Below are 23,450 nucleotides of genomic sequence, written 5' to 3' on the forward strand. Positions count from 1 at the left end.
GCACGCCGATCTAGCCGCGGCTCCGCTCGAGCTTCGCGAGCTCCGTGCCTTTGGCATCGAGCACCGTCAGGGTGTCGCCCGAGACCTTCGCGGAGGCGAGCTGCCCGAGCTTCGCGTCGATCCCGGGGCATGCCATGAGTGTGCTCACGGCCTCCGAGAACGTGATCGCGTCGGCGTGCTCAGACTTCCAGCTGCCGCTGAGTCCGTTGCAGCCGTCGTTCCCCGTGAAGCGGCCGTCGCCCGAGATCGACAGGTTCGGCTTTCCCTGGTCGGTCGATCCCCAGGAACCGAGGAAGGCCTCGGAGGCGGGATCCTTCGTGTCCGTGCTCGCTCGGTCGAGCGTGCCGAGCTCCGCTCCGCCCTCGCCGAGCACGGTCATGGTGGAACCGGAGACGGTCGCGGTCCGCGCGCCGGAGAGCCAGGTGTCGACGCCGATGCAGGCCATCTTCGTCGACGCGAGTTCTCCGAATGCGATGGTGTCCCCTTCGAGCTTCCAACTGCCGGTGAGCCGATTGCAGCCGTCGGTGCCGGTCAGCGTGCCGTCCCCGGCGAGCTCGATGGCGGGGGCGGACTCCTTCGCGGCGTCGCCCCAGGATCCGGTCACGTCCGAGGGCTTCGACGTGGCGGTCGGCTTCGGCGTCTGGTCCGTGCTGGATGAGCCGGCGCAGCCGGCGAGGAGCAGGGCTGCGCTCGCCATGGCGGCGACCGCAGCGGCGAGCCCGATGCGCCGACCGGTCGAGTGCGGGGCGGGGGTGGGTCGGGTCATGATGCGGTTCCTTCGATGTTCGCGGGGGCGGGGATCTCTTCAGGACGATAGCGGGGCAGGCGGGATGCCGGGAGCGCGGCGATCGCGCTCAGCCCGGCGAGCACGAGGAAGCCGATCTTGAGGGTGCGCAGGCGCTGCTCCTCGTTGATCGCGACCGCTGCGTCGATCTGCGCGGGGGTCGCGCTCGTCTCCTCGAACTTGGTGCGCAGCTCGTCGTTGCTGATGAAGTTCACCTGGTCGAGCTGCACCTCCTCCGCGAGGGACTTCGGAAGATCGTCGTGCTCGGTGACCGCCTGGGTGAACCCGAGGCTCAGTACGGTGACGAGCAGTGCGCCCATGACCGCGGTACCGACGGCGCTCGCGAGGTTCTGCGTGGTGCCGCGGATCGAGCCGACGTCGCCCGCGAGCTCCTTCGGGGCGGCGGTGACGAGCACGTTGAACACGAGGGTGACGAGGGCGCCCTGACCGATGCCGAAGACCACGAGACCGAGGATCGTGGGCAGCGTCTCCCAGTTGTTGGTCACGACGAACGCGAGCCAGACGAGCGCTGCCGTGGTGAGGGCGAAGGAGAAGAGCGCGATCGTGCGCGGGCTGTACCGGTTGTAGAACCGGACGATGAGCGTCGCGGTCACGAACACCGTGAGGTTGAACGGCATCATCGCGAGCGAGGTATCGAACGGGGTGCGGCCCTGCACGACCTGGATGTAGGTCGGCACGGTGAAGTTCACGGCGGCCTCCATCGAGACGATGATGAACATCGCGTAGATCGCGGCGCGTTCGGTCGGCTGCGCGAGCACGCCGAGGTCGACGAGGGGGACCTTGCCGAGGCGCATGCGGCGGCGGGTCCACATGAAGAAGGCCTGGCCGAACACGACGCCGAGCACCACGAACACGGGTGCGGGGGAGAGCCCGAGCACCGAGAACGGGGCTCCGGGCTCGGCGAGCAGGATTCCCCAGGCGTTCAGATTGTTGAAGCCGAGGGTCAGCAGCACGATCGCGGCGCCGATGAGGGCGGAGGCGACCAGATCGATGCGGATGCTCGGGTTGCCCCGGTCGCTGCGGAGCCGGAAGCTCAGCGCGAAGACGATGGCGGCGAGCCCCAGGGTGATGAAGAAGATGGGGCGCCACCCGACCAGCGTGCCGAGCGTGCCGCCGATGAGGAACGCGCTGATGCCCGAGAAGGCGCGTGCCGAACCGAGGGAGCCCACGGCGGTGGCCTGCTGCGCGCCGCGGTAATTCTCGGCGATGAGCGCGACGAGCGCCGGCACGATGATGGCGGCCGAGGCGCCGGCGAGGACCTGCCCGCCGATCGCCCAGCCGATGCTGCGGGAGAGGATCATCATCAGCGAGGACACGGCGAACACCGCGATCACGATCCGGAAGATCAGCACCCAGCCGATGCGTTGGCCGAGCTTGGCGCCGGTCATGACGAGCGCGGCCACCGCCAGGCCGTAGACCACGATGGTCGTGCTCGCCGTCGTCGGCGGGACGCCGAAGTCCTCGACCATGCCGCCGAGCGAGATCGGCAGGGCCGCGACGTTGAACGACATGAGGACCTGGGCGAGGAACAGGCCGATCATCGGCGCCCAGGACCGGCGCTCCTCGGCGCCGGCCGAGGGCGCCTTGGCGGAGCCGTCGCTCCGTCCGGAATCCGTGCGTGTGGTCATCGGAGGACTCCTTCGGTGGTTGTATCGATGTCGGAGCCGACCCCGTGCGGGGCCGACGCGAAGAGGTTGAGGCCGAGCGCCCGCGACAGGTAGGCGCAGGCCCGCTGCCCGCGGACGCTGTTGCCCGCGCTGTCGAGCCGGGGCGAGAACGCTCCGACCGCGCCCTTGCCCGGGGCGATGGCGACGATGCCGCCCGCGACACCGGACTTCGCGGGGATCCCGATCTCGAAGAGCCACTCGCCCGAGCGTTCGTACATGCCGCAAGCGGCGAGCAGAGCGAGCGTGTCGCGGCTCGTCTCCGCCGAGACGACCTGCTCGCCCGTGATCGGGTTGACGCCGCCGTCGGCCAGGGTGGCTCCCATCACGGCGAGGTCGTCCGCGGTCACCGAGAGCGAGCACTGCCGCGTGTAGATGTCGACGGCCTCCCTCGGGCCGATGGCGAGCCGGTCGTAGCTCTGCAGCAGGCGGGCGAGCGCCTGGTTCCGGTGGTTCGTGAACGATTCCGAGCGGTACACCTCGCCGTCGAGCAGGAGCGGGCGGCCGGCGAAGCGGCTCAGACCGTCGCGGATCCGCGCCCACCGCTCGTCCGCGCTCGTGGCGGGCATGAGCGCGGTGGTCGCGATCGCACCCGCGTTGACCATCGAGTTCATCGGGCTGCCGCCGTTGAGCTCGATCGCGACGACCGAGTTGAACGCCATGCCGGTGTTGTCGACGCCGACGACCCTGCGGATCTCGTCGTGCCCGATGGCGTCGCAGACGAGGGCGAAGACGAACGCCTTCGAGATCGACTGGATCGAGAATCCGATTCCGGTGTCGCCGGCCGAGTGGCATCGGCCGTCGATGCTCGTGAGCGAGAGCCCGAACCAGGCGGGATCGGCCTCCGCGAGCACGGGGATGTAGTCCGCCACCGTGCCGTCGTCGATGCCCGCGTAGCGCCCGTGCGCATGGGCGACGAGGTCGCCGACGCGGTCGTGCTGCGGCAGCGCTCCCGTCGAGCTGCGCTGCGCGATGTCTTTCACGTCTGCTTCGAACATGTCCTCATCATCCCGCTTCCCGGGACGATGTTCGAGTGATTGGGGACGGAGAATTCACAAACTCCCTATCGTGGGGGCATAGCGAAGGAGCCCGAATGCCGTCCGAACTGCACGCCCTGACCTTCGACGCGGCCGATCTCGGGACCGAGCCGGTGTTCGGGCGGATCCTGCTCGATCCGGATGGCGACGAGTTCTCGCTGATCTGAGCCCCGCCGCGGTACCGCTCAGCGCCAGAGCACCGCGATGCCGGCGTTCAGCAGCGACAGCGCTCCGATGGTCCAGAACGGCGCCTTCGTCGGACGGCCGGCGCGTTCGCGCGTGATGACGACGCCGAAGGCGCCGCCGATCGTGAAGGCGATCACGAGCTTGACGGCGAGTTTGACGTAGTCCAGCTCGATGCCCGCGGGGAAGGGGATCGCGAGCACGAGTCCGGAGATGATCATGATGCCGAGGCCGGTGCGGAACAGCGTGGTCGTGGTAGTGCGCCCGCGGGCCGCCTGCGCGGCCCAGCCGCCGAAGAGCAGGGCGAAACCGACGAGGTGCACGAGCACGACGAGTTCGCGGAGGACGAGCACGGGATCCATGGCGATCACCCCTCGGCTCGGTGCTCGTGACGGGGCTCGCCCGGATCCCGGCGTGGGCGGGAGCGGGGCAGCAGGGCCGCGGCGGCGATGAGCCAGACCCCGCCGCCGAAGCGCACGATCGGGAGCAGCGCCTGCAACGGTTCGAGCGCGAGCGAGAGGAACGAGAGTTCGCCTGCGGCACCGAGCACGAGGCCGGCGACGGCGAGCCAGCGCGGCACGAACCGGAGGATCAGGGCCGGCACGGCGATGCCGGCGATGAGCAGGCCGAGACCGGTGGCGTAGGCGACACCGCCGAGACCGAAGGAGAAGCGGGCGATCAGGGCCGCCGCGTCGGGCGAGCCGAGCGCATCGGGGAAGCTCAGCGCCCAGGTGACCAGGGCGGAGGTCGCGAGCGCGATGGAGGCCGCGATGCCTCCGAAGAGGCCGATCGCGGGGCCGGGGACCCGCACTCCGAGACGGAGCTGGCGTGCGTACACCGACGCCGTGAGGATCCCGAGGGGGACCGCGGACCCGAACTGGAGCATGGCTCCGACGCGGACGGCGACGGGGTTCGCGGCGTACCACGCGGAGACTTCCGCGGGAGACGCGAACGGCGCAGGAGTCGAACCGGAGCCGGCGATGAGCGTCGAGACCGCTGCGACGGTCAGCGCGAACGAGACGAATGCGAGCGGCGCGAGAGGTGGGCCGCCGGCACGGCGGTGCGGGCGAGGGGCGGAGGCGTAATCAGTCATGGCGTTAATCATGCATAGTGTGAATGATTCTGTCAACGAGGGATATGATGGTTCCGTGATCCCATCCCGACGCCCGCCCCGAACCGGGTTCCTCGTCTCGCAGCTGGGCGGTTTCGCGGCCGCCCGATTCGCCGAGTTGATCAAGCCGGTCGGGCTCACCCCGGCCACCGCGGGCGTGCTCCGCATCATCGCGACGGACCCCGGACTCAGCCAGCGCGAACTCGCCACTCGCCTCGGATCGGTCCCCAGCCGGGTGGTGGTCCTGGTCGACTCGCTCGAGGGCGCGGGTCTCGTCTCCCGCACTCGAGACCCTGCGGATCGCCGCCACCACCGACTGGATGCGACCGACGCCGGACGACGGGTGCTCGGCACCCTGCGCACGGCCGCCGAGACGCAGAGCCGCGACATCCTCGAACCGCTCGAACCCGAGGAGCGCGAAGCGTTCTCGGCGCTCGTGGCAAAACTCGCCGCGGCCCACGGCCTGGATCCCGACGTGCACGTCGGATACGGCGGGAAGGGTTCGGGCGATGCCGCTCGCGGATGAACTGCTCGGTGCCGAAGACGCGGAGGCGCTGATCGCGGCGCTCGCCGCAGTCGAACCCGCCGTGGAATTCGCGGAGCTGCGTGCGGTAGCGGCGCGACTGGGTGAACTGACGCTCAGCGCCCGGGCTCGCGCGCTCGCGGATGCGCTGGACGCGGATCTCGACGGAGGAGCGGACCGGCTCAACGCGGTGGTCCGCAGCGCCCTGGCGGATCCGGGATTCGCCGGCTGGATGCTCTGGGGCGTCGGCCTCGCGGTCGGACGCCGAGCGATCGACGACGGGAGCGACGCGGCGTTCGACGACGGGCTCGCACTGCTGCGCGAGCTGACGCCGCGCATGACCTCGGAGTTCTCGGTACGGCTGATGCTGCGGCACGACCTGCGCCGGGCGCTCCGAACGATGGCGGACTGGACCTCCGACCCCGACCCGCACGTGCGGAGGCTCGCCTCCGAGGGCACCCGGCCGCTGCTGCCCTGGGGCGAACGCGTGCCGGGCCTCGTCGAGGATCCGGGCCTCACCCGCGGGATCCTCGACGCCCTGCACGACGACCCGGACGAGGTGGTGCGGCGCTCGGTGGCGAATCACCTCAACGACCACAGCCGGGCGCACCCGGGGTACGCGGTCGAGGTCGTCCGCGGCTGGCAGCAGCGCGGCGGCCCGCACGTCGCCCGCACCGCGAGCCACGCGCTGCGCACCCTGGTCAAGCGCGGCGACGGGGACGCCCTCGCGCTGCTGGGGTTCCGCGCCGCCGAGGTCGAAGTCTCGCCCATCGAGTTCGTCTCGGCGGAGATCGAGCTGGGCGGTGCGGTGAGCTTCGGCGTCGAGATCGAGAACGTCGGCGCGGAGCGCGCCGAGCTCGTGATCGACTATGCGCTGTTCTTCCCGGACGCGCGCGGGAGGGAGCGCACGAAGGTGTTCAAGCTCGGGCGGCGGACGCTCGCGCCGGGCGAACGAACCCGCGTCGACGCGTCGCGGTCGTTCCGAGCGCTGACCACCCGGAGCTACTACCCGGGCGACTACGCGGTCGCGCTGCAGGTCAACGGCGTCGCCTTCGAGCGGGCGGCGTTCGCGGTGCGGGAGGCGCCCGCGCCGGCCTGACGGCTCAGGCTCGGGCCAGGTCCTCCAGCTCGCGGCGCAGCATCGCGATGGCCCAGGAGCGATCGGCGCCGGCCGGAGCGTGCAGCAGGTGCAGCGCGATCCCGTCCGTCAGCGCGTGCAGCCGGGCTGCGGCCCGCGCGGTCTCGTCGGTGGTGAGGTCGGGCGCGACCCGCTCGACCGCCCGAAGGCAGCCCTCGGCGAGCGCGCGGTGGGCTTCGTCCCGGACCTTTTCGAGCTGGGGGAGCGCGCGGCTCTCGGCGATGAGCGCGACGTTGACGTCCATCTCGACTCGGCTCTCGGGCGTGAGCGGCAGCAGGTGGGCGAAGATGCGAAGCGTCGCGTCGATCGGGTCGCCGCCGTGGTCCTCCGCGGCGATGCGTCGGACCACGCGGTCGATCATGAGTTCGGCCGAGTAGATGAGCAGGTCGGCGCGAGTGGGGAAGATGTGCTGGAGGGAGCCGACCGAGACCTGTGCCTCGCCTGCGACACTGCGTACCGATACCGCGCTGAGTCCGCGCTCGGACATGACGGCCCAGACGGCCTGCGCGATGTGCTCGCGCCTCTCCTCGGGTGTCGAACGGCGGCTCACGGGACTCCTTGTCCAGATTAATACGAGTGTATTAGGATTGCGGAGATTCAGACCAAGGGAGTCTTCCGCATGATCTATGCAATCATCATCGGCTGCGAAATCGCGTTCTGGGTGCTCATCGCCGCGGGCCTCGCCGCTCGGTATCTGCTGCGCCGGCCGCGCCTCGGCGCCGCGCTGCTCGTGCTCACCCCGGTGGTCGATCTCATCCTGCTCGCGGCCGCCGCGATCGATCTGCGCGGCGGCGGACGTGCGGACTTCGCCCACACCCTGGCCGCGATCTACCTGGGGTTCTCCGTCGCCTACGGGCACCGCATGGTCAAGTGGGCCGACATCCGCTTCGCGCACCGCTTCGCCGGAGGCCCCGCACCGGTCCGGCTGAGCGGCTCGGCCTACACGCTCAAGTGCTGGAAGGACGTCCCGTTCACGCTGCTCGCGGTCGGCATCGCCGCTGGGCTCCTCTGGCTGCTCACGGCGATCGCCCCGGACCCCGCCCAGGTCGCCGCGCTCGGCGACACCTACCGGATCCTCGGCATCATCCTGGGCATCGATGTGATCTGGGCGATCAGCTACACGATCTGGCCGAAGCAGGCTCCGGCGGAGGCCGTGCAGCGCGCCTGATCAGTCGTCGACGCGCGTCGGATCGAGCACGTCGACGACGAGCCTCGGCGATCCCGGTGCGCGCCAGACGAGCACTCGGGATCCGACCCCCGGCAGCTGCGGTTGGAGCAGCTTCCGCAGACCGGCGAGGGGTTCCCACTGGGCCGACGCCGCAGCGGAGCCCGCGATCTCGACCGTCACCTCGAACGCGGCCACGTCGCCGTCGTCGCCGAGATTCACGAAGCGGTCGACGATGCGGCCGTCCTCGGCGATCACGCTCCCGAGCTCCCGCAGCCACCGGGCCGAAGCGTCCCGTTCCCGCCGCGCCCGCCGGAACGCGGTCGCGAACGCGAACCAGGCGGCCGCGACGAGCGCCGCGATGAACACCGTGAAGAGGACCGAGAACCAGGTGCCGGGCGTCGGCATCGTCCACAGCTCGACGGCGCCGACGGTGCCGAGCGCGGTCGCCGCGGCGAACACGAGTGCCAGGATCGCGCGTCCGAGGCCGCCCAGCCGGCGGGGCAGCGGGAGTTCCTGCGGCGGCGCGGCCGGATCGAGCGCGGCGACGAAACGCACGACGCACAGGCCGCTCGGCTCGTCCCCGGGATTCATGCGGGACGCTGCCCGAAAGTCGCGGGGTCGACGGGCCGCTGGGCACGGGGCAGCTTCTCGACGACGAGGAGGTAGGACTCGGTCACGAGGTCCTCGACGAGCTGCCGTTCGAGCCGGCCGCCCGGGTTGAGGGTGATCCAGTGCTTCTTGTTCATGTGATACCCCGGCGTGATCTCGGCGAACACCTCGCGCAGCACCTCGGCGTCGGCGGGCCTCGCCTTGAGGATCACGATCGGAGCGCCGGTTCTGACGGTGTGCGCCATGAACATGAGGTCGCGCACGCGGTACACCTCGAAGTCGGGGCCGAACGGGTACTCGACGTGCGCACCGGGAAGCTCCTCGGCGCGGTCGCTCGCCCACTGCTGCAGTACGTCGTCGCGCATCGCGCCTCCTCCCGGATCAGGATCCGGGCTCAGTGTATTGCGGCCCGGACCCCTGCGGGAGGCCGCCCGCGGCGGGCGGCCTCCTCGGAGTCGTCTACTGCACCGACCAGCCGCCGTCGGAGGCCAGGATCGCGCCGTTGATGTTGACGGCGTCGTCGGACAGGAGGAACGAGATCGACGCCGCGAGGTGCTCGGCGGTCGCGATGGTGGGGATCGACTGCTGGAACGGCCCGAGGCGGCCCGAGCCGTACTCCGACATGTGCGGCGGCATCGGGATCCCCGTGGCGACGCCGCCCGGTGCGACCGAGTTCACGCGGATGCCGAGCGGCCCGTACATGAACGCCGCCGACTTCGTGACCCCGACGATGCCGTGCTTGCTCGCGGTGTAGGCGTTGCCCGAGGCGTTGCCACGCAGACCCGCCTCGCTCGACACGTTGAGGATCGCGCCGCGTCCGGACACGACCATCGCCGGGATCACGGCGCGCATGAGCTTGAACGGCGCCGTCAGGTTGATGGCGATCACGCGATCCCACACCGCGTCGGGGGTTTCTCCGGCGGGGGAGAAGTCGTCGTTGATGCCGGCGATGTTCGCCAGACCGTCGATCCGCTCGCCGGCCGCGGCGACGACCCGGTCGATCGCGTCCTGCTGCGTGAGGTCGCCTGCCACCGTGACGATGTCGGCGTCCGGGAGCTCCGCGCGGAAGGCGTCGAGCTTGTCCGCTGCGATGTCGCAGGCGACGACCCGGCCGCCCTCGCGGGCGATGCGGGAGGCGGTGGCGCGTCCGATGCCGGACGCGGCGCCCGTCACGATCACGGTCCTGCCCGCGAAGCGGCCGGGCGTGATCCGCTCCGCCCAGCCGACGGGGGCGTCGTCCTCGGGGATTCGGCCGTCGTTCGCGGCGCGCACGAGGTCGTCGACGACCGACTGCGGCATGGCGCCCTGACTCATCGCCACGAGCTGCTGCAGCGGGAGTCCGAGGACGGGGGTCAGGCTGCTGGGGTCGGCGCCCGACTGCGTGAGCAGCCCGCGGATCAGATCGCCGCCGACCGGATCCTCGAGCCAGGTGCCGATGGTGGATTGCGCGGTGAGTGACATGAGTGCTCCTTCGTCTCGACGGACGCCGATGCTCGGTCCAACACGTTTCGCAACGGTGCGTCCATGTATTCGGGATCATACGCCCCGAAGCGCCCCGATACGCTGAACGCATGCCGAGACCCCGCAGCGAACAGGCGCGCAGAGCCGTGCTCGAGGCGATGCGCCGTGCCATCGCGGCGGAGGGGTACGAGGCGCTGACCATCGAGGGGCTCGCGGAGGCCGCGGGCACCTCGAAGCAGACCATCTACCGCTGGTGGCCCTCCAAAGCAGCGATCCTCGGTGAAGCGCTGCTCGACGAGGAACTGCCGAACGCGCTCCCCGAACTGCCGGAGACGGCGGGTGGAACGGATCTCGCCGACGAGCTGACGGCCTGGCTCGACCGCGCGGCGGAGCACCTGGCGGGCTCGGAAGGGCTCGGTCTCACCCGTGCGCTGATCGCCGTGACGGCGAGCGACCCCGAGGTCGGGGCGGCGCTCAACGAACGGCTCGCCGGGCCGATCCGCGCGGGGATCTCCGCGCGGGTCGAGCAGGCGAAGCGTGCGGGGCGCGTCCGTGCGGACGTGGACGGAGCCCTGCTGGCGGACCAGCTCATCGCGGTCTCCGCGTACGCGGCGCTCTCGGGCCGGGTCCTCGGGCGTGCTGAGGTGCGTGCGACGGTCCGCACCGTGCTGCGCGGCATCGCTGCCGACTGACCGCGCGGAGCCGGGATCCCGCCGACGGGACGACCGGTTCGCGGCGCGGAGATTCCGGCACTATGCTCAACGGGCAGTCCTCGCAAGGGAGTCGGAGTTGTTGGGCATCATCGAGATCGTCGCCGTGATCATCGGCGTCGCGGCGCTCGTCTATCTGGTGTACGCCCTGCTCAAAGCGGACCGCTTCTGATGGAGTGGATCCTCGCGGCGGTCGCGCTACTCACCGTCATCGTCGTTCTCGGTCTGCTCTACCGTCCCCTCGGCGACTACATGGCCTGGGTGTTCACCTCCGATCGGCACTGGGGGGTCGAACGGCTCGTCTACCGCTTGTCGGGTATCGATCCCGACCGTCAGCAGACCTGGCGGCGGTACCTCGCCGCGGTGCTGCTGTTCTCGGCCATCGGCTTCGCGCTGCTCTACCTCATCCTGCGGTTGCAGCCGGTGCTGCCGTTCTCGCTCGGGCTGCCGCCCATGAGTCCGGACCTCGCGTTCAACACGGCGATCTCATTCGTGGGCAACACCAACTGGCAGTCCTACTCGCCCGAGCACACGCTCGGCTACGCCGCCCAGATGGGCGGACTCGCCGTGCAGAACTTCGTCTCGGCCGGGGTGAGCATGGCCGTGGCCGTCGCGCTCATCCGCGGCTTCGCTTCGCGCGGACGGCGCAGCGGGCTCGGCAACTTCTGGGTCGACCTCGTGCGGGCCAACATCCGCATCCTGCTACCCCTCTCGATCGTCGCGGCGGTCGTGCTGATCGCCGGCGGCGTGATCCAGAACTTCGCGGGCTTCACCGACATCACGACTGTCGCCGGGGCCGGGCAGACGATCCCGGGCGGGCCCGTCGCCTCGCAGGAGGCGATCAAGATGATCGGCACCAACGGCGGCGGCTTCTTCAACGCGAACTCCGCGCACCCCTTCGAGAACCCGACCCCCTGGACCAACATCCTCCAGACGATCCTCCTACTGCTGATCCCGTTCGCGATGCCGCGGACCTTCGGCACCATGGTCGGCGACCAGCGGGCCGGCTACGCGCTCCTGCTCACGATGGCCGTGCTGTTCGTGCTCGTCTACATTCCGCTGACGGCATTCGAGTTCGCAGGCGTCGGTACGGCCCCCGAACTCGCCGGCGGCGCGATGGAGGGCAAGGAGCAGCGCTTCGGGATCATCGGGTCGACGCTGTTCGCGACCGCGACGACCGGCACCACCGGCGGCGCGGTGAACTCGATGCACGGCTCCTACACCGCGCTCGGCGGCCTCATGCTCATGTTCGACATGATGCTCGGCGAGGTCGCGCCGGGCGGAGCGGGCTCGGGCCTCTATGCGATACTCGTGCTGCTCGTCATCGCGGTGTTCCTCACCACGCTGCTGCTCGGGCGCTCGCCCGTCTACCTCGGCAAACGCCTCGGGGTGCGGGAGCTCAAGATCGTGAGCATCTCGATCCTCGTGATGCCGACGCTCGCGATCGGCGGCATGGCGGTCGGGTTCGCGATCCCCGCCGTGCACGACGAGATCATCGCGAGCACCGGCAACGCGGGATCGCACGGCCTCTCCGAGGTGCTCTACGCCTTCATCTCGGCGGCCATCAACAACGGATCGGCGTTCGCCGGCCTCTACGCGAACACCCCGCTGCTGAACATCACCCTCGGCGTCGTGATCATGCTCGGCAGGTTCCTCCCCATCGTGCTCGTGCTCGCCCTCGCCGGGTCGCTCGCGGCGCAGGGCAAGGTCGCCACCACCGTCGAGATGCCCCTGCATCGGCCGCAGTTCATCGTGCTGCTCGTGAGCCTCATCATCTTCATCACCGTGCCGATGTTCGTCCCGATCATGCTCGCCGGCCCGCTCGCCGAGGGGCTGAACGGATGAGTTCCCAACTCGCCCGCGAGAAGCGGCGGAACGCGGTCATCGCCCTGCGCACGCTCGGGCCGGTGCTGCTCGACGCCCTGCGCAAGTTCGACCCGCGCTATCTCTGGCACAATCCCGTGCTGCTCCTCACGGAAGTGGGTGCCGCGCTCACCACGGTGATCGCGGTCCTCGACTCCATCGCGGGCACCGAGCAGGCCTCCGGCGGCACGCAGATGCCCTTCGGGTTCACCTGGGCGCTCGCCGGCGGATTCTGGGCCTGCCTGTTCACGGCGACCCTGGCGGAATCGATCGCCGAGGGGCACGGCCGTCAGCAGACGGAGTCGCTCCGCCGATCGAACGCGACCGATACGGCGCGCCGGGTCGCCGGCTACAGCCGGTCGAAGGATCCGGCGGTCCGGCGCACCGGGGTCGAGCTGGTCGACTCGCGAGCGCTCCGCACGGGCGACGTCGTGGTCGTCGAGGCGGGCGAGACGATCCCCTCCGATGGGGAGGTGCTGTGGGGTGCGGCCGAGGTCGACGAATCCGAGATCACCGGGCGTCCGGGCGCGGTGATCCGCGAGGCAGGCGGAGACCGCACGTCGGTCATGGGCGGCAGCCGCGGGCTGTCGGATCGGCTGGTGGTCCGGATCAGCGCGCCGCGCGACGACAGCGCGGCGGCTCGCACCATCAGCCTGGCCAGCAAGTCGCGGCGCAAGAAGTCGCCGATCGAGGTGGCCTTCAGCACGTTGCTCGCCTCGTTCTCCATCTCGTTCGTCCTGCTCGTGCTCACGCTCAACTCGGTCGTCTCGCCGGTCGCCGAGCCGGTCTCGATCCCGGTCCTCGTCGCCCTCGTCGTCTGCCTGATCCCGACCGAGATCGCCGCGCTCATGTCGGTGACCGGCATCGCCGGGATGTCGCAGCTGCTCCAGCGCGGCGTGCTCGTCACCTCTGCGAAATCGCTCGAGACCGCGGGCGACATCACGACCGTGCTGCTCGACAAGACCGGAACCGTGACCCGGGGCAGCCGCAGCGCGATCGCGTTCGTGCCGGTCGGCGGCACCGACCTCGAGCAGCTGATGCGCGCCGCCGCCCTCGCCTCGATCGGCGACCCGACTCCCGAGGGTGCCTCGACCGTGCGCCTGGCCGAGGAGGAGGGGGTGCGGATCGCCGCCGACGAGGCTGCCGGAGGGCGCACCGTGCACTTCAGTGCGGCGACGCGGATCTCGGGCATCGACCTGCCCGACGGGACGAGCATCCGCAAGGGCGCGGTCTCGGCGGTCGTGGCGTGGCTGAAGCAGCAGGGGACCCAGCCGCAGCGGCAGATCATCCTCGATCTGAAGGCGGGTACGAAGCGCATCGCGCAGTCGGGCGGCACGCCGCTCGTCGTCGCGGTCAAGCCGGCGTCGGGCATCGGCCACGCGCTCGGGCTCATCCACCTGCAGGACGTGGTCAAGGACTCGGTGCCGAAGAAGATCTCGACGCTGCACGCCCTCGGGGTCCGCACCGTGATGGTGACGGGCGACCATCGGCTCACGGCGAAGGCGATCGCCGCCGAGGCGGGGATCGACGAGTACGTCGGGGATTCCACGCCGGAGGACAAGCTCGCCCTCATCCAGCGGGAGCAGGAGGACGGGCACGTCGTCGCGATGAGCGGCGACGGCATCAACGACGCGCCCGCGCTGGCCCAGGCCGACATCGGGATCGCGATGAACACCGCGACGGCCGCCGCGAAGTCCTCGGCCAACATGGTGATCCTCGACGACGACCCCACGCACCTCGTCGACATCATCAAGGTGGGACGCCGACAGATGGCGACCCGCGGCGCGCTCATGACCTTCAACTTCGCGAACGACGCGGTGCGGTACTTCACGCTCTTCCCGGCGCTCTTCGTCGGCACCTTCCCGGGCCTCGACGCGCTCAACATCCTGCGCCTCCACTCGCCGGCATCGGCGATCCTGTCGACCGTGATCTTCAGCAGTCTCGTCATGGGCGTCCTGATCCCGCTCGCGCTCATCGGTGTGCCGTACCGCACCGAGAACCTGCGTTCCGCACTGACCCGCAACCTGATCTACTGCGGGCTCAGCGGCCTGCTGGTGCCGATCATCGGCATCAAGCTCATCGACCTCGTCGTCAGCCTGCTGCCGGGATACTGAGAGGGGACCGGATATGCCACGACCGATCAACCGCGCCGCGCGCGGCACCTGGATCGCGCTGCGCCTCATGCTGATCTTCACGGTGCTGCTCGGCGTCGCCTACCCGCTCCTCGTCACGGGGATCGGCCAGCTCGCATTCCCGTGGCAGGCGAACGGCTCGCCGTTGCGCGGCGGCGAGGACGACCGCGTCGTCGGCTCGGCGCTGCTCGGACAGAGCTTCTCGGACGCCGACGGGAAACCGCTGCGGCAGTACTTCCAACCGCGCCCCTCCGCGGCGGGGAACGGCTACGATGCCGCTCAGTCGGGCGGCTCGAACCTCGGACCCGAGAGTCCGGAGCTGGTGCAGCTGATCGGCGAGCGGAAGGCGCAGGTGGCGGAGTTCAACGGCGTACCGGAATCCCGGGTGCCCGTCGACGCGGTCACGGCATCGGGTTCCGGTCTCGACCCGGACATCAGCTCCGCGTACGCGCGATTGCAGGTGCGGCGCGTGGCCGAGGCCCGCGGGCTGCCGCAGGCCGAGGTGGAGCGGCTGGTCGCCCGGCACACGTCCGGGCCCGACCTCGGGTTCATCGGCGAGGCGCGAGTCCACGTGGTCGAGCTCAACCTCGCGCTCGACGAGGCCGAGCAGCCGTAGCGGGAGCGCGGGGACGACGACCCGGGCCGTGGGTCACGGCTCGGCGAGGCGCTCCCGGTACCAGGCGACCGCGTCGGGACTCGCGTCGGTGGCCGGACCGGGATCCTCGCCCAGAGCCGCCCAGATGGCCGAGGATTCGTACCAGTGATCGTCGGTGAGCAGGCGCGTCTGGTGCGGACTGAGACCCAGCCCTTCCACTCCACGCGCGAACGCTTCGGACGAGACACGGGGCACTTCGATCCCGGTCAAACGCTCGCAGAGCTCGATCAGGTTCACGGGATCCGGGTGGGCGAGGTGGAAGGTCCGCGCGCGGAACGCCCCATCGGGTTCCTCGGCGAACCGGATGGCGGCTCCCGCCGCGGCCCGGGCGAGCGCGGGTGCCGCGATCACGGAGCTGCGCACGGCGCGCAGTTCGTCGGGTGCGCCGAGCCGCGACGCGACCCTCGACAGGGTCGGGACCACCCAGCGGTCGCCCGCGCCCGTGGTGAGCGCGGTGCGCAGCACCGCGCCGCCGGACGCGCGCACGATCTCCTCCGCCGCGACCCGGGTGCGCGAGGCGACGGACTCCGGATGCGGTTCGAGCGCGCCCTCGGCCTGGCCCCGGTGGGGTCCCGATCCGTAGATCGAGAGCGTGCTGAGCGCGACGACGGGGGCGCCGTGCGTCCGCGCGGCCCGTACCAGCCGCTCGGCACCGCCGGCATTCACCGCTTCGGCGGTGCGTGCGTCGGCGCCGACGTACGCGGCGCAGAGCAGGTAGACGTCGGCTCCCATGCGCGCGACCGGGAGCTCGCCGGAGAGATCGGCCGAGACGTGCTCGACCCTGTCGTCGCCGGCGGCCGTGCGGGGGTGGGCGGCGTCGGATCGCGATAGCGAGACGACCTCGTGCCCGCGTGCCGAGAGCTCCGCGACGGCGTGGGAACCGAGGAAACCCGTGCCCCCGGTGACAAGAATCCTCATACTCGTTCCTTTTCCGGCTGTGATGGATAGACTCGTCTGGATTGCATCACGCGGTTCCGATCGGAACCGCCTGGACCCCTGGGAAGGAACCCGTGGCACGACAGCAGCGCGCGATCAGGACTCGCGCCCGTATCATCGCCGCGGCCGGCGAGTGTTTCTCCGAGAGCGGCTACCGGGCGACCCGTGTCGCCGACGTCGCCGAACGTGCCGGGGCCGCGCTCGGCACCCTGCTCTTCCACTTCCCGGCGAAGACCGATATCGCGAACGCGGTCATCGAGCAGCAGCATCGCATCGTCATGGAGGCGGCCACCGCGGTCGAAGAGATGAACTCGCCCAGCGGTATCGACGACATCATCGTGGTGTCGGCGAAGCTGGCGAATCTCATCTCGACGAACCCCACGGTGCGGGCCGGGCTCCGACTGAGCACCGAGTCCGTCGACGATCTCGGCATCAGCTCGGCCCAGCCCTACCTCGACTGGACACGGCAGTGCATCCATCTGCTCGAGAAGGCGCGGGCGGCCGGCGAGGTCGCCGAGGGCGTGAACCTCGAGCACTTCGCAGAGGTCATCAACTCGGCCTTCACCGGGACCCAGTTCATGTCGTCCGCGGTCTCGGGCAGCCAGGACCTGCCCGAGCGGCTGGCGAAGCTGTGGCCGATCCTGTTCTCGCAGGTGGTCGACGCCGACTACAGCACGCCGGTGGTGCAGGAACTGCTCGATCGTCATGCCGGCCTCATCGTCGCCGAGACTCCTGCGGAGGCCGAATCGTCCTCCGTCATCGAAGGGGCATAGAGCTCGATCACTGCCGCGGGGTCGGCCTCCGCACCGAATTCGGTGCGGAGGCCGCCCCCGCGGTGCGTTTCGTCCTCGACGACGCGCATGAAGACCGTGCGCGACTCGTCCAGGTCGAGGAACCCGCCGAATCTCGCGTCGATGCGGAACCGTTCCCCGGCAGCTCGGTCGTCCGCGAAGTAGGTGCGGAGCCCGGCAGCGATGAGCAGCATGCCGGGCACGTGATCCACCGGGTGATCGAAGAACAGCGGATCCACGGTGCCGTAGCGGAGCAGGCTCGTGCGCTCGCTCGCGGGCACGACCTCGAAACCGCGGGGGAGTGAAACCCGTGGGAGCGCATCGGAACGTGCGCGGTCGCGGCGCATCCGCTGGTAGACCGACTCCTGGACCACGCGCAGATGCCCCTCGCCGACCGTGAGTTCCTCGCCTTCGGGCCCGATGAATCTGACTTCGGCGATCAGCGAGGAGAGGCGTTCGCCGCGAGCCTGCAGCGTTCGAGTGATGACCTCGACGGACGAGGCGGATCGGACACGGCCCAGTCCCGCTTCGAGCACCATCCGATCCATGATGAAGGCCGTGCCGTGCGGAACGGCGTGAGCGAGATGCGCGTAGGCGATCACCGCCTGGCGAAGCGCCTCGGCCGTGTGCAGCCCCGCGTCGGCGCGCGAGGTCCAGTGCTCGTCCGCGTCCCACCGTCGGTGCGGGGTCAGGCTCAGCGGATCACCATCCGGCGGGAGGCGGTATTCCGAGAAGAGGACGCCATCGGGTCTGTGCTTGTGGACCAGGTCTGGCGAGACGGGGCCGGATCGGGAAGCGAAAGACATGAGTGCCGTCCTCGGTGAATGGGTTCCCGCGGTTCGTCTGGCTCGAGATGGTGCGTGGGAACCACCGGATCTCCGGTGCGATGAATCAGGAAGTCGCGACGAGCGCACCGCGGAGCCGCAGCAGCTCGTCCTCCGAGAGCCCACCGGACCGCAGGTACGCTCCGGCGTCGCCGTGCTCGTGCTCGATCCAATCGAGGGCAGCGGTGATCGCGCGCTCGGGTGATTTCGTGGCGAGCTCCTCGAGCTTCGGAGTCAGCGGGATCCCGGTGGCGGAGATGTATCCCAGCAGCGTCTGAGCGAACGGCCCGGCGAGATTGTGCTCGGTGAGCACGTAATCGGCCACGATCGTCTCGCGCGAAGCGCCCGCGACCGAGAGCAGCAGCGCCGCGGCGAGGCCCGTGCGGTCCTTGCCTGCCGTGCAGTGGAAGAGCACGCCCGGCCGGTCGGTGCCCGCGGCATCGACGACGGCGCGGGCCAGGGTCGCGAACTGCGCGGGGCTGCTGGTGAGGATCGATAGATAGAGCTCGTCGAGCGTCGGGACCGCGTCGAGCAGCGCGGTCAGCCGCTCGGGATCGATGCCCGCGCCGTTCGGCAGTCCCTCGGCGGGCATCAGGCTCTTGGCCATCTCGTCCATGGCGCCGCCGAGCACCGGGAGCGCGACGAACGCGACGCTGCCGTCGTCCGGCAGCGTATCGGCCGAGCGGGCGCGCTCATGGTCGGTACGCAGATCGACGACGGTGCCGATGCCGAGCTCCGCGAGACCGATGAGGCCGGTGTCGGTGAGCCCGGCGAGTGCGTCGGCGCGAAAGATGACCGGGGCGATCCGTCCGCCGTGCTCGGTCGAGAGACCACCGAGGCCGCGGGCATTGTGGGTGACCGGAAGAACGTCTGTGAGGTTCATGTGCACCAGCTTTCGTCGCTGAACTCAGCCTATCGATTGAGGCTCGAGCCGCGGGGGATCGGAGATACTTGAGCCCATCATGACCGAAACCAAGCGGCCGGGGTACCGAACAGTCGAACCGTTGCCCGTTCAACGGAGGGGCGTCGATCGCGCGGTCGACGTCGGCTTCGCACTGCTCCTCCTGGTCTGCGGCCTGCGCTACTTCTCCCGGCACGAGCTCGCCGGTGAGGGGACCTTCGTGCTGCTGCTCGCGATCGGCACCGGCGTGAGCTACGCGGCCGCGGTCCTCGGGCGCGGAGGCACCGGGGCGCGCCAGTCAGCGGGGCTCCTGCTCGCCACGGGCTTCTGGCTGCCGCTGACGATCGTCGCCCCGTCGTTCGGCTGGTGCGCGTTCGCACTGTTCGTCGCGGTCCATCGTGTGCTGCGGGGCCGGGCGGCGCGGTGGCTCTCGGCAGTGATCGTCATCGCGGTGAGTCTCGGCCTGCTCATCATGTCGAACGGGCAGGATCCGGGTCTCGTGCTCGGCCCGTTCTTCGGCGGGCTCGTGCTCGCATCGGCCTACGCCGCGCTCGATCGCGCGCTGTCGGAGCAGCGCCGCCTCAACCGCGAACTGATCGAGGCTCGCGAAAGACTCGCGCGCAGCGAGCGCGAGGCCGGCGCGCTGGCCGAGCGCGGAAGGGTCGCGAGCGAGCTGCACGACACCGTCGTGCAGCGGACCGCGAGCGCCCTCCTGCTGCTCGAGACCGACGGGTTGCGGCCCGAGGGCTCATCTTCATCGGTCGAGGAGGCTCGGGAGACGCTGCGCGAGGCGCTGGTCGAGACCCGGCAGCTGCTGCATGGGCTGGCGGACCCCCGCGAGACCGCGGCCTCGCTCACTGCCGCGTTGAGCGCGCAGGCGAACGCCTCGGGCGCCGGATTCGGAGTCGTCGGGGACGAACGGGCGGTGCCGGAGGCGGTGGCGCACGCGCTGCAGCGGATCGTTCAGGAAGCGCTGATCAACGCGAGGAAGCATGCATCCGCGCGCACCGTGCGGGTGACGCTCACCTACTTCGCCGGCGAGGTCGGCGTGGACGTTTCGGACGACGGTGAAGGCTTCGACGCGGGCGGGGGCGGCGACGGCTTCGGGCTCCGCGCGATGACCTGGCGCGCGGAGAGCCTCGGCGGAACGCTCACGATCGAATCCGGGCCCGAGCGGGGAACGGTCGTCGCCGCGATCCTGCCGACCCCGTCCGGAGGAACTCCATCATGATCCGGATCCTGCTGCTCGACGATCATCCGGTGCTCCGCCACGGACTGAGCGCGCTGCTCGGCACGCAGCCCGACTTCGAGATCGCTGCGGACGCGGGCTCGGCGGACGAGGCCGTCGACCTCGCGGGCCGAGCCGAGATCGATGTCGCGCTCGTCGACCTCGACCTCGGCGATGACCTCCCCGACGGGATCGCGGCCACCCGCGGCATTCTGCGCGCGAGTCCGGGGACGCACGTGCTCGTGTTCACCGCGTACGACTCCGACGCCGACATCGTGCGCGCGATCGACGCGGGAGCCGCCGGCTATCTGGTCAAGGACAGCCGTCCGGCCGAACTCTTCCGGGCGATCCGATCCGCGGCCGCCGGGGAAGGCGCGCTCGCGGGCCGGATCTCGGAGCGGCTGCGCGATCGCAGCAGGCACCCCGACGACATCCTCACCGCGCGCGAGCTCGAAGTGCTCGCGCTCGCGGCGTCGGGGCTCTCGAACCGGGAGCTCGCGCAGGCGCTGGTGGTCAGCGAGGCGACGGTCAAGACCCACCTGCACCATGCCTTCACGAAGCTCGGAGCCGAGAACCGGCAGGCCGCGATCGCCACGGCCGTGAAGCGCGGGCTGATCCGGATCTGAGCCGGTTCCGGCCCCGGGCGTCTGGCTCCGGCGAGGGTCACACTCCGGCGGAGGGCACCACCGGGGTTCGTCGCCGGGACCGCAGCGCCGTGCGGGTGATGTGCGCGAGGTCCGCCGTGAGGGCGCCGACCTTGGTCCCGATGCAGAGGCTGAGGAAGATCATCGGCGCGGATGCGAGAGCCGACGCGTCGAAGCTCGCCAGCGCCACGAGGCCCACGGTCCCCGGTACGAGCAGCAAGAAGGCGGACTGGAACGACACGGTGGCGGGAATCGCGAGGGTGAGGCGCTCGAGCGCTCGAGCCGCGACGAACAGTAACGCTGCGGTGAATCCGGTCGCGACGGCGTTTCCGAGGACCGGAGTGAGGAGCACGAGCACCGCGTAGGTCCCCGTCATCACCGCGGCGCTCACGAGCGTCAGGCGGAGCCCGGCACCGAACGCGAGACCGATGCCGACGGCGAGGAGGACGACCCCGATCCAGGAGAGCCAGAGCGGCGGCAGCGCCTCCCACCCGGATCGTTCGCTCACGGAATGAGCGGCTTCGGCGACGAGCGCAGCGGATCCGGAATCGATCCGGAGCCCGGTGAGGTGCGCGCCGGCGAAGACGCCCGCGGCCATGAACGCGAGCATGATCAGGCCGTACACGAGACGCGAGGCGCCCGTGACGATGTCGGTGGAGGTCAGCTCGAGGAGACCGTTGGTGATGATCGCCCCCGGCACGAGGATGGCGATGGGGGCGCAGACCGCGAACAAGGGGACCGGGCCGAGCCCCAGCCAGCCGGCGAATGCGCCGACGGCGACCGTCGAGACGAGCGCCGAGACGAACGGGGCGATGGCTGCGGCGGACCGGACCCGCGACATGGCGTTGGTGATCGTGCCGACGAGTGCGCCGACGAAGAACGCCAGCAGGATCGCCCACCACGGGCAGCGCACGAGAGCTGCGAGACCCATCGAGAGGATCGCGATCCCGACGATGTTCGCCGCGGCGGGCAGACGCTCGCGGATCGAACGGATCTCGGCGATGCGTCGCGGCGCGTCCGAGAGCGCCTGGCGTCCGGCCTCCAGATCCCGGGCGAACCGGTTGGCGTGGGCGGACTGCCGGAAGGTGAGCGGTTTCGCCCCGGCGTACGCGATGCTCGTGGACGCCGAGATGCCCGCGCGGCTGACGAGCACGAGTTCGGGCAGCACCGCGAAGCGGAGATCCGAGCCGGTGCCGCTGCGTCGCTGCACCTGTTCGAGCGAACCGCGCACGTCGGTCACGGAGGATCCTCCGTCGAGGAGGAGCGCACCGAGCTCGCCCAGCACGATGTCTTCAGCCACCTTCAGCCCTGTTCTCCCGGAGCCGCAGCGGCTCTGCCGATGCTGCGATTCTAGCGGTGCGGGCGAGCTTCAACCGATCGGTTGATGCCCGGTCGGTGTGCCGATTCCTAGCGTGGAAGGTGTCGCAGAGCCCTCCCTGGCTCCGACCCGCTCCCGGACCGAATCTGCAAAGGAACCCGCATATGACCGCTCGTATTTCGACCTCACGCGGATGGATGCTCGCCGCTACGACCGCGACCGTCGCCGCGGCCTGCCTGCTGCCCGCGGGCGCGGCGCTCGCCGTCGGCGGCCCGGCGCCGACGGCCGCGGTGTCGGAGCTCGCTCCCGCCGCCTCGACGCCCTCCGACGTGCTGGCCTCGACCCCGTGGGTGACCTCGGCCGCGGTGGATCAGGACGGCGTCGCGGTGGCACTCGACGATCCGCGCGCGGCGAACTTCGTCGGCAACGCGTACTTCAAGGCCGACGGCACGTACACGATGTTCAACCTGGACGACTCGCCCAAGCTCCGCGGCGACTGGACCGTCGCGGCCGACGGCTCGTCGCGCTGGATCAACGCCAAGGACGCTGCGGGCAACGTGCTGTTCGAGCGCACCGTGCCGATCGTCACCCTCACCGGCACCGACTTCACCTACCGGGTCGTCGATGCGGCGGACGCGAGCAAGTGGGTCGACATCGTCCACACGCCCACCACTCATATCGAGCCGGGCACGGAGGCGGCCACGATCTCCGCGGCGACCGCGGCGCTCGCCGCCACCCCGTGGGAGACCACGAGCTCTGTGGATCAGGACGGCGCCGCGGTGGCACTCGACGACCCGCGCGCGGCGAACTTCGTCGGCAACGCGTACTTCAAGGCCGACGGCACGTACACCATGTTCAACCTGGACGACTCGCCCAAGCTCCGCGGCGACTGGGAGATGCGCGTCGTCGGCGGGCAGCTGGTGCGCTGGATCAACGCGAAGGACGCCGACGGCAACGTGCTGTTCGAGCGTGAGGTCCCGATCGTGAAGCTCGACGGTGCCGAGTTCACCTACCGCGTCGCCGGCGCCGGAGGTGCGTACGTGGACATCGTGCACACGCCGACCGACCACGCGGAGCCCGGAACGGTCGATCTCGCGGCCGCTGCCGCAGCGCTCGCAGCGACCCCGTGGGAGACGACGGGTGCCGTCGACCAGGACGGGAAGCCCGTCGCGCTCGACGACGCTCGGGCCGCGAACTTCGTCGGCAACGCCTACTTCAAGTCCGACGGCACGTTCACGATGTTCAACCTGGACGACAGCCCGAAGATGCACGGCGACTGGGAAATGCGCGTCGTCGACGGCAAGCTCGCGCGCTGGATCGCGGCGAAGAACGACGCGGGTGCGGTGCTGTTCGAGCGGATCGTTCCGATCGTCGCGCTCACCGATGCCGAGTTCACCTACCGGGTGGTGGACGCGACGGACGCGAGCAAGTGGGTCGACATCGTGCACACTCCGACCGCGCACCCCGAGCCCGGCACCGGGACCGGCGGTTCGAACGGCGGGAGCAACGGTGGTGCGAACGGCGGTTCGAACGGCGGTGCGAACGGCGGCGCCAATGGCGGTGCGAACGGCGGGTCGAACGGCGGCGGCAACGGACAGGGCGGGAGCGCGCAGGGTGCGAAGGATCGCCTCGCCGTGACCGGCGGCCAGTCGGGGGGCGCCGGTATCGTGGCGGCGGCGATCGCAGCGATCACGGGCGGCGGGCTGCTCGGCGGTCGCGTCCTGATGCGGCGCCTCCGCGGCTGATCGC

Annotated in this window: 25 protein-coding genes; 12 read left to right on the forward strand and 13 right to left on the reverse strand. The window is 70.5% G+C overall.

Going from position 1 to position 23,450, the window contains the following annotated elements:
• Positions 1–10: 10 nt before the first annotated feature.
• The 5 genes from BMH31_RS15685 to BMH31_RS03675 form a co-directional block, all read right to left on the reverse strand.
• Positions 11–766 (reverse strand): META domain-containing protein, encoded by a 756-nt coding sequence (locus BMH31_RS15685; protein ID WP_241898116.1) that lies wholly within the window; start codon positions 764–766, stop codon positions 11–13.
• On the reverse strand, positions 763–2,433 hold the full coding sequence (locus BMH31_RS03660) for an MFS transporter (RefSeq protein ID WP_241898117.1): 1,671 nt from the start codon (positions 2,431–2,433) through the stop codon (positions 763–765). The genes BMH31_RS15685 and BMH31_RS03660 overlap by 4 nt, the downstream gene beginning before the upstream one ends.
• Positions 2,430–3,467, reverse strand: coding sequence for a glutaminase A (gene glsA, locus BMH31_RS03665; protein WP_099724396.1), 1,038 nt, complete (start codon positions 3,465–3,467; stop codon positions 2,430–2,432). Before glsA ends, BMH31_RS03660 begins: the two co-directional genes overlap by 4 nt.
• Positions 3,468–3,691: 224 nt before the next feature.
• Positions 3,692–4,051: a Fe-S protein gene (locus BMH31_RS03670; RefSeq protein WP_199068185.1), complete on the reverse strand. Its 360-nt coding sequence runs from the start codon at positions 4,049–4,051 to the stop codon at positions 3,692–3,694.
• Between the two features lie 5 nt (positions 4,052–4,056).
• Positions 4,057–4,782 carry a hypothetical protein gene (locus tag BMH31_RS03675; RefSeq protein WP_099724395.1) on the reverse strand — a complete coding sequence of 242 codons (726 nt, stop codon included), beginning with the start codon at positions 4,780–4,782 and terminating at the stop codon, positions 4,057–4,059.
• Positions 4,783–4,837: 55 nt separating this feature from the next.
• Here BMH31_RS03675 and BMH31_RS03680 point away from each other — a divergent pair, with 55 nt between their 5' ends.
• Positions 4,838–5,326 (forward strand): MarR family transcriptional regulator, encoded by a 489-nt coding sequence (locus BMH31_RS03680; RefSeq protein ID WP_241898118.1) that lies wholly within the window; start codon positions 4,838–4,840, stop codon positions 5,324–5,326.
• The gene (locus BMH31_RS03685; protein WP_099724393.1) at positions 5,310–6,422 is read left to right on the forward strand and encodes a DNA alkylation repair protein; all 1,113 of its coding nucleotides are present in this window, start codon (positions 5,310–5,312) and stop codon (positions 6,420–6,422) included. Before BMH31_RS03680 ends, BMH31_RS03685 begins: the two co-directional genes overlap by 17 nt.
• A gap of 4 nt (positions 6,423–6,426) precedes the next feature.
• Here the strand turns inward: BMH31_RS03685 and BMH31_RS03690 are convergent, their stop codons facing one another.
• Positions 6,427–7,011 carry a TetR/AcrR family transcriptional regulator gene (locus BMH31_RS03690; RefSeq protein WP_199068183.1) on the reverse strand — a complete coding sequence of 195 codons (585 nt, stop codon included), beginning with the start codon at positions 7,009–7,011 and terminating at the stop codon, positions 6,427–6,429.
• A 69-nt stretch (positions 7,012–7,080) separates the two neighbouring features.
• Here BMH31_RS03690 and BMH31_RS03695 point away from each other — a divergent pair, with 69 nt between their 5' ends.
• The gene (locus BMH31_RS03695; RefSeq protein WP_099724392.1) at positions 7,081–7,629 is read left to right on the forward strand and encodes a hypothetical protein; all 549 of its coding nucleotides are present in this window, start codon (positions 7,081–7,083) and stop codon (positions 7,627–7,629) included.
• On the opposite strand, the gene BMH31_RS03700 is transcribed toward BMH31_RS03695, so the two are convergent.
• From BMH31_RS03700 to BMH31_RS03710, 3 genes are all read right to left on the reverse strand, one after another.
• A complete protein-coding gene (locus tag BMH31_RS03700; RefSeq protein ID WP_099770472.1) occupies positions 7,630–8,220 on the reverse strand; it encodes a hypothetical protein in 591 nt (196 codons plus the stop codon).
• Positions 8,217–8,603, reverse strand: a complete 387-nt coding sequence (locus BMH31_RS03705) for an MmcQ/YjbR family DNA-binding protein (RefSeq protein ID WP_099724390.1) — start codon at positions 8,601–8,603, stop codon at positions 8,217–8,219. Before BMH31_RS03705 ends, BMH31_RS03700 begins: the two co-directional genes overlap by 4 nt.
• A 94-nt stretch (positions 8,604–8,697) precedes the next feature.
• Positions 8,698–9,699 carry an SDR family NAD(P)-dependent oxidoreductase gene (locus BMH31_RS03710; protein WP_099724389.1) on the reverse strand — a complete coding sequence of 334 codons (1,002 nt, stop codon included), beginning with the start codon at positions 9,697–9,699 and terminating at the stop codon, positions 8,698–8,700.
• Between the two features lie 110 nt (positions 9,700–9,809).
• Between BMH31_RS03710 and BMH31_RS03715 the strand changes: the two genes are divergently transcribed.
• From BMH31_RS03715 to kdpC, 5 genes are all read left to right on the forward strand, one after another.
• Positions 9,810–10,391, forward strand: coding sequence for a TetR/AcrR family transcriptional regulator (locus tag BMH31_RS03715; RefSeq protein WP_241898119.1), 582 nt, complete (start codon positions 9,810–9,812; stop codon positions 10,389–10,391).
• A gap of 97 nt (positions 10,392–10,488) precedes the next feature.
• A complete protein-coding gene (gene kdpF / locus BMH31_RS15460) occupies positions 10,489–10,581 on the forward strand; it encodes a K(+)-transporting ATPase subunit F (protein WP_158234942.1) in 93 nt (30 codons plus the stop codon).
• A complete protein-coding gene (gene kdpA, locus BMH31_RS03725) occupies positions 10,581–12,254 on the forward strand; it encodes a potassium-transporting ATPase subunit KdpA (protein WP_099724387.1) in 1,674 nt (557 codons plus the stop codon). Before kdpF ends, kdpA begins: the two co-directional genes overlap by 1 nt.
• A complete protein-coding gene (gene kdpB, locus BMH31_RS03730; protein WP_099724386.1) occupies positions 12,251–14,386 on the forward strand; it encodes a potassium-transporting ATPase subunit KdpB in 2,136 nt (711 codons plus the stop codon). Before kdpA ends, kdpB begins: the two co-directional genes overlap by 4 nt.
• 13 nt (positions 14,387–14,399) lie before the next feature.
• Positions 14,400–15,020 carry a potassium-transporting ATPase subunit KdpC gene (kdpC, locus tag BMH31_RS03735; RefSeq protein ID WP_099724385.1) on the forward strand — a complete coding sequence of 207 codons (621 nt, stop codon included), beginning with the start codon at positions 14,400–14,402 and terminating at the stop codon, positions 15,018–15,020.
• A 33-nt stretch (positions 15,021–15,053) separates the two neighbouring features.
• Here the strand turns inward: kdpC and BMH31_RS03740 are convergent, their stop codons facing one another.
• Positions 15,054–15,977: an NAD(P)-dependent oxidoreductase gene (locus tag BMH31_RS03740; protein WP_099724384.1), complete on the reverse strand. Its 924-nt coding sequence runs from the start codon at positions 15,975–15,977 to the stop codon at positions 15,054–15,056.
• Between the two features lie 92 nt (positions 15,978–16,069).
• Between BMH31_RS03740 and BMH31_RS03745 the strand changes: the two genes are divergently transcribed.
• Complete coding sequence (locus tag BMH31_RS03745; protein ID WP_158234943.1) at positions 16,070–16,768, forward strand: ScbR family autoregulator-binding transcription factor; 699 nt, start codon at positions 16,070–16,072, stop codon at positions 16,766–16,768.
• On the opposite strand, the gene BMH31_RS03750 is transcribed toward BMH31_RS03745, so the two are convergent.
• Positions 16,699–17,592, reverse strand: coding sequence for an AfsA-related hotdog domain-containing protein (locus BMH31_RS03750; protein ID WP_099724382.1), 894 nt, complete (start codon positions 17,590–17,592; stop codon positions 16,699–16,701). The genes BMH31_RS03745 and BMH31_RS03750 overlap by 70 nt on opposite strands.
• A gap of 85 nt (positions 17,593–17,677) precedes the next feature.
• The gene (locus BMH31_RS03755) at positions 17,678–18,493 is read right to left on the reverse strand and encodes a tyrosine-protein phosphatase (RefSeq protein WP_099724381.1); all 816 of its coding nucleotides are present in this window, start codon (positions 18,491–18,493) and stop codon (positions 17,678–17,680) included.
• Between the two features lie 79 nt (positions 18,494–18,572).
• Between BMH31_RS03755 and BMH31_RS03760 the strand changes: the two genes are divergently transcribed.
• Both BMH31_RS03760 and BMH31_RS03765 read left to right on the forward strand, forming a co-directional pair.
• A complete protein-coding gene (locus tag BMH31_RS03760; RefSeq protein WP_099724380.1) occupies positions 18,573–19,742 on the forward strand; it encodes an ATP-binding protein in 1,170 nt (389 codons plus the stop codon).
• The gene (locus tag BMH31_RS03765; RefSeq protein ID WP_099724379.1) at positions 19,739–20,365 is read left to right on the forward strand and encodes a response regulator transcription factor; all 627 of its coding nucleotides are present in this window, start codon (positions 19,739–19,741) and stop codon (positions 20,363–20,365) included. Before BMH31_RS03760 ends, BMH31_RS03765 begins: the two co-directional genes overlap by 4 nt.
• Positions 20,366–20,402: 37 nt before the next feature.
• Here BMH31_RS03765 and BMH31_RS03770 read toward each other — a convergent pair whose 3' ends face one another.
• Positions 20,403–21,683, reverse strand: coding sequence for a threonine/serine exporter family protein (locus tag BMH31_RS03770; protein ID WP_199068181.1), 1,281 nt, complete (start codon positions 21,681–21,683; stop codon positions 20,403–20,405).
• Between the two features lie 182 nt (positions 21,684–21,865).
• Here BMH31_RS03770 and BMH31_RS15465 point away from each other — a divergent pair, with 182 nt between their 5' ends.
• A complete protein-coding gene (locus BMH31_RS15465) occupies positions 21,866–23,446 on the forward strand; it encodes a DUF4822 domain-containing protein (protein WP_158234944.1) in 1,581 nt (526 codons plus the stop codon).
• The last annotated feature ends 4 nt before the right edge of the window (positions 23,447–23,450 follow it).

This window comes from Leucobacter sp. OLIS6, from assembly GCF_002752355.1.
In the GTDB taxonomy this organism is placed as follows: Bacteria; Actinomycetota; Actinomycetes; order Actinomycetales; family Microbacteriaceae; genus Leucobacter.

What these genes read in the sequence shown, in the direction of transcription:
- BMH31_RS15685 (WP_241898116.1), bottom strand. Translation starts at nt 766, where the DNA reads ATGACCCGACCCACCCCCGCCCCGCACTCGACCGGTCGGCGCATCGGG.
- BMH31_RS03660 (WP_241898117.1), bottom strand. Translation starts at nt 2,433, where the DNA reads ATGACCACACGCACGGATTCCGGACGGAGCGACGGCTCCGCCAAGGCG.
- glsA (WP_099724396.1), bottom strand. Translation starts at nt 3,467, where the DNA reads ATGTTCGAAGCAGACGTGAAAGACATCGCGCAGCGCAGCTCGACGGGA.
- BMH31_RS03670 (WP_199068185.1), bottom strand. Translation starts at nt 4,051, where the DNA reads ATGGATCCCGTGCTCGTCCTCCGCGAACTCGTCGTGCTCGTGCACCTC.
- BMH31_RS03675 (WP_099724395.1), bottom strand. Translation starts at nt 4,782, where the DNA reads ATGACTGATTACGCCTCCGCCCCTCGCCCGCACCGCCGTGCCGGCGGC.
- BMH31_RS03685 (WP_099724393.1), top strand. Translation starts at nt 5,310, where the DNA reads ATGCCGCTCGCGGATGAACTGCTCGGTGCCGAAGACGCGGAGGCGCTG.
- BMH31_RS03695 (WP_099724392.1), top strand. Translation starts at nt 7,081, where the DNA reads ATGATCTATGCAATCATCATCGGCTGCGAAATCGCGTTCTGGGTGCTC.
- BMH31_RS03700 (WP_099770472.1), bottom strand. Translation starts at nt 8,220, where the DNA reads ATGAATCCCGGGGACGAGCCGAGCGGCCTGTGCGTCGTGCGTTTCGTC.
- BMH31_RS03705 (WP_099724390.1), bottom strand. Translation starts at nt 8,603, where the DNA reads ATGCGCGACGACGTACTGCAGCAGTGGGCGAGCGACCGCGCCGAGGAG.
- BMH31_RS03710 (WP_099724389.1), bottom strand. Translation starts at nt 9,699, where the DNA reads ATGTCACTCACCGCGCAATCCACCATCGGCACCTGGCTCGAGGATCCG.
- BMH31_RS03715 (WP_241898119.1), top strand. Translation starts at nt 9,810, where the DNA reads ATGCCGAGACCCCGCAGCGAACAGGCGCGCAGAGCCGTGCTCGAGGCG.
- kdpA (WP_099724387.1), top strand. Translation starts at nt 10,581, where the DNA reads ATGGAGTGGATCCTCGCGGCGGTCGCGCTACTCACCGTCATCGTCGTT.
- kdpB (WP_099724386.1), top strand. Translation starts at nt 12,251, where the DNA reads ATGAGTTCCCAACTCGCCCGCGAGAAGCGGCGGAACGCGGTCATCGCC.
- kdpC (WP_099724385.1), top strand. Translation starts at nt 14,400, where the DNA reads ATGCCACGACCGATCAACCGCGCCGCGCGCGGCACCTGGATCGCGCTG.
- BMH31_RS03740 (WP_099724384.1), bottom strand. Translation starts at nt 15,977, where the DNA reads ATGAGGATTCTTGTCACCGGGGGCACGGGTTTCCTCGGTTCCCACGCC.
- BMH31_RS03750 (WP_099724382.1), bottom strand. Translation starts at nt 17,592, where the DNA reads ATGTCTTTCGCTTCCCGATCCGGCCCCGTCTCGCCAGACCTGGTCCAC.
- BMH31_RS03755 (WP_099724381.1), bottom strand. Translation starts at nt 18,493, where the DNA reads ATGAACCTCACAGACGTTCTTCCGGTCACCCACAATGCCCGCGGCCTC.
- BMH31_RS03760 (WP_099724380.1), top strand. Translation starts at nt 18,573, where the DNA reads ATGACCGAAACCAAGCGGCCGGGGTACCGAACAGTCGAACCGTTGCCC.
- BMH31_RS03765 (WP_099724379.1), top strand. Translation starts at nt 19,739, where the DNA reads ATGATCCGGATCCTGCTGCTCGACGATCATCCGGTGCTCCGCCACGGA.
- BMH31_RS15465 (WP_158234944.1), top strand. Translation starts at nt 21,866, where the DNA reads ATGACCGCTCGTATTTCGACCTCACGCGGATGGATGCTCGCCGCTACG.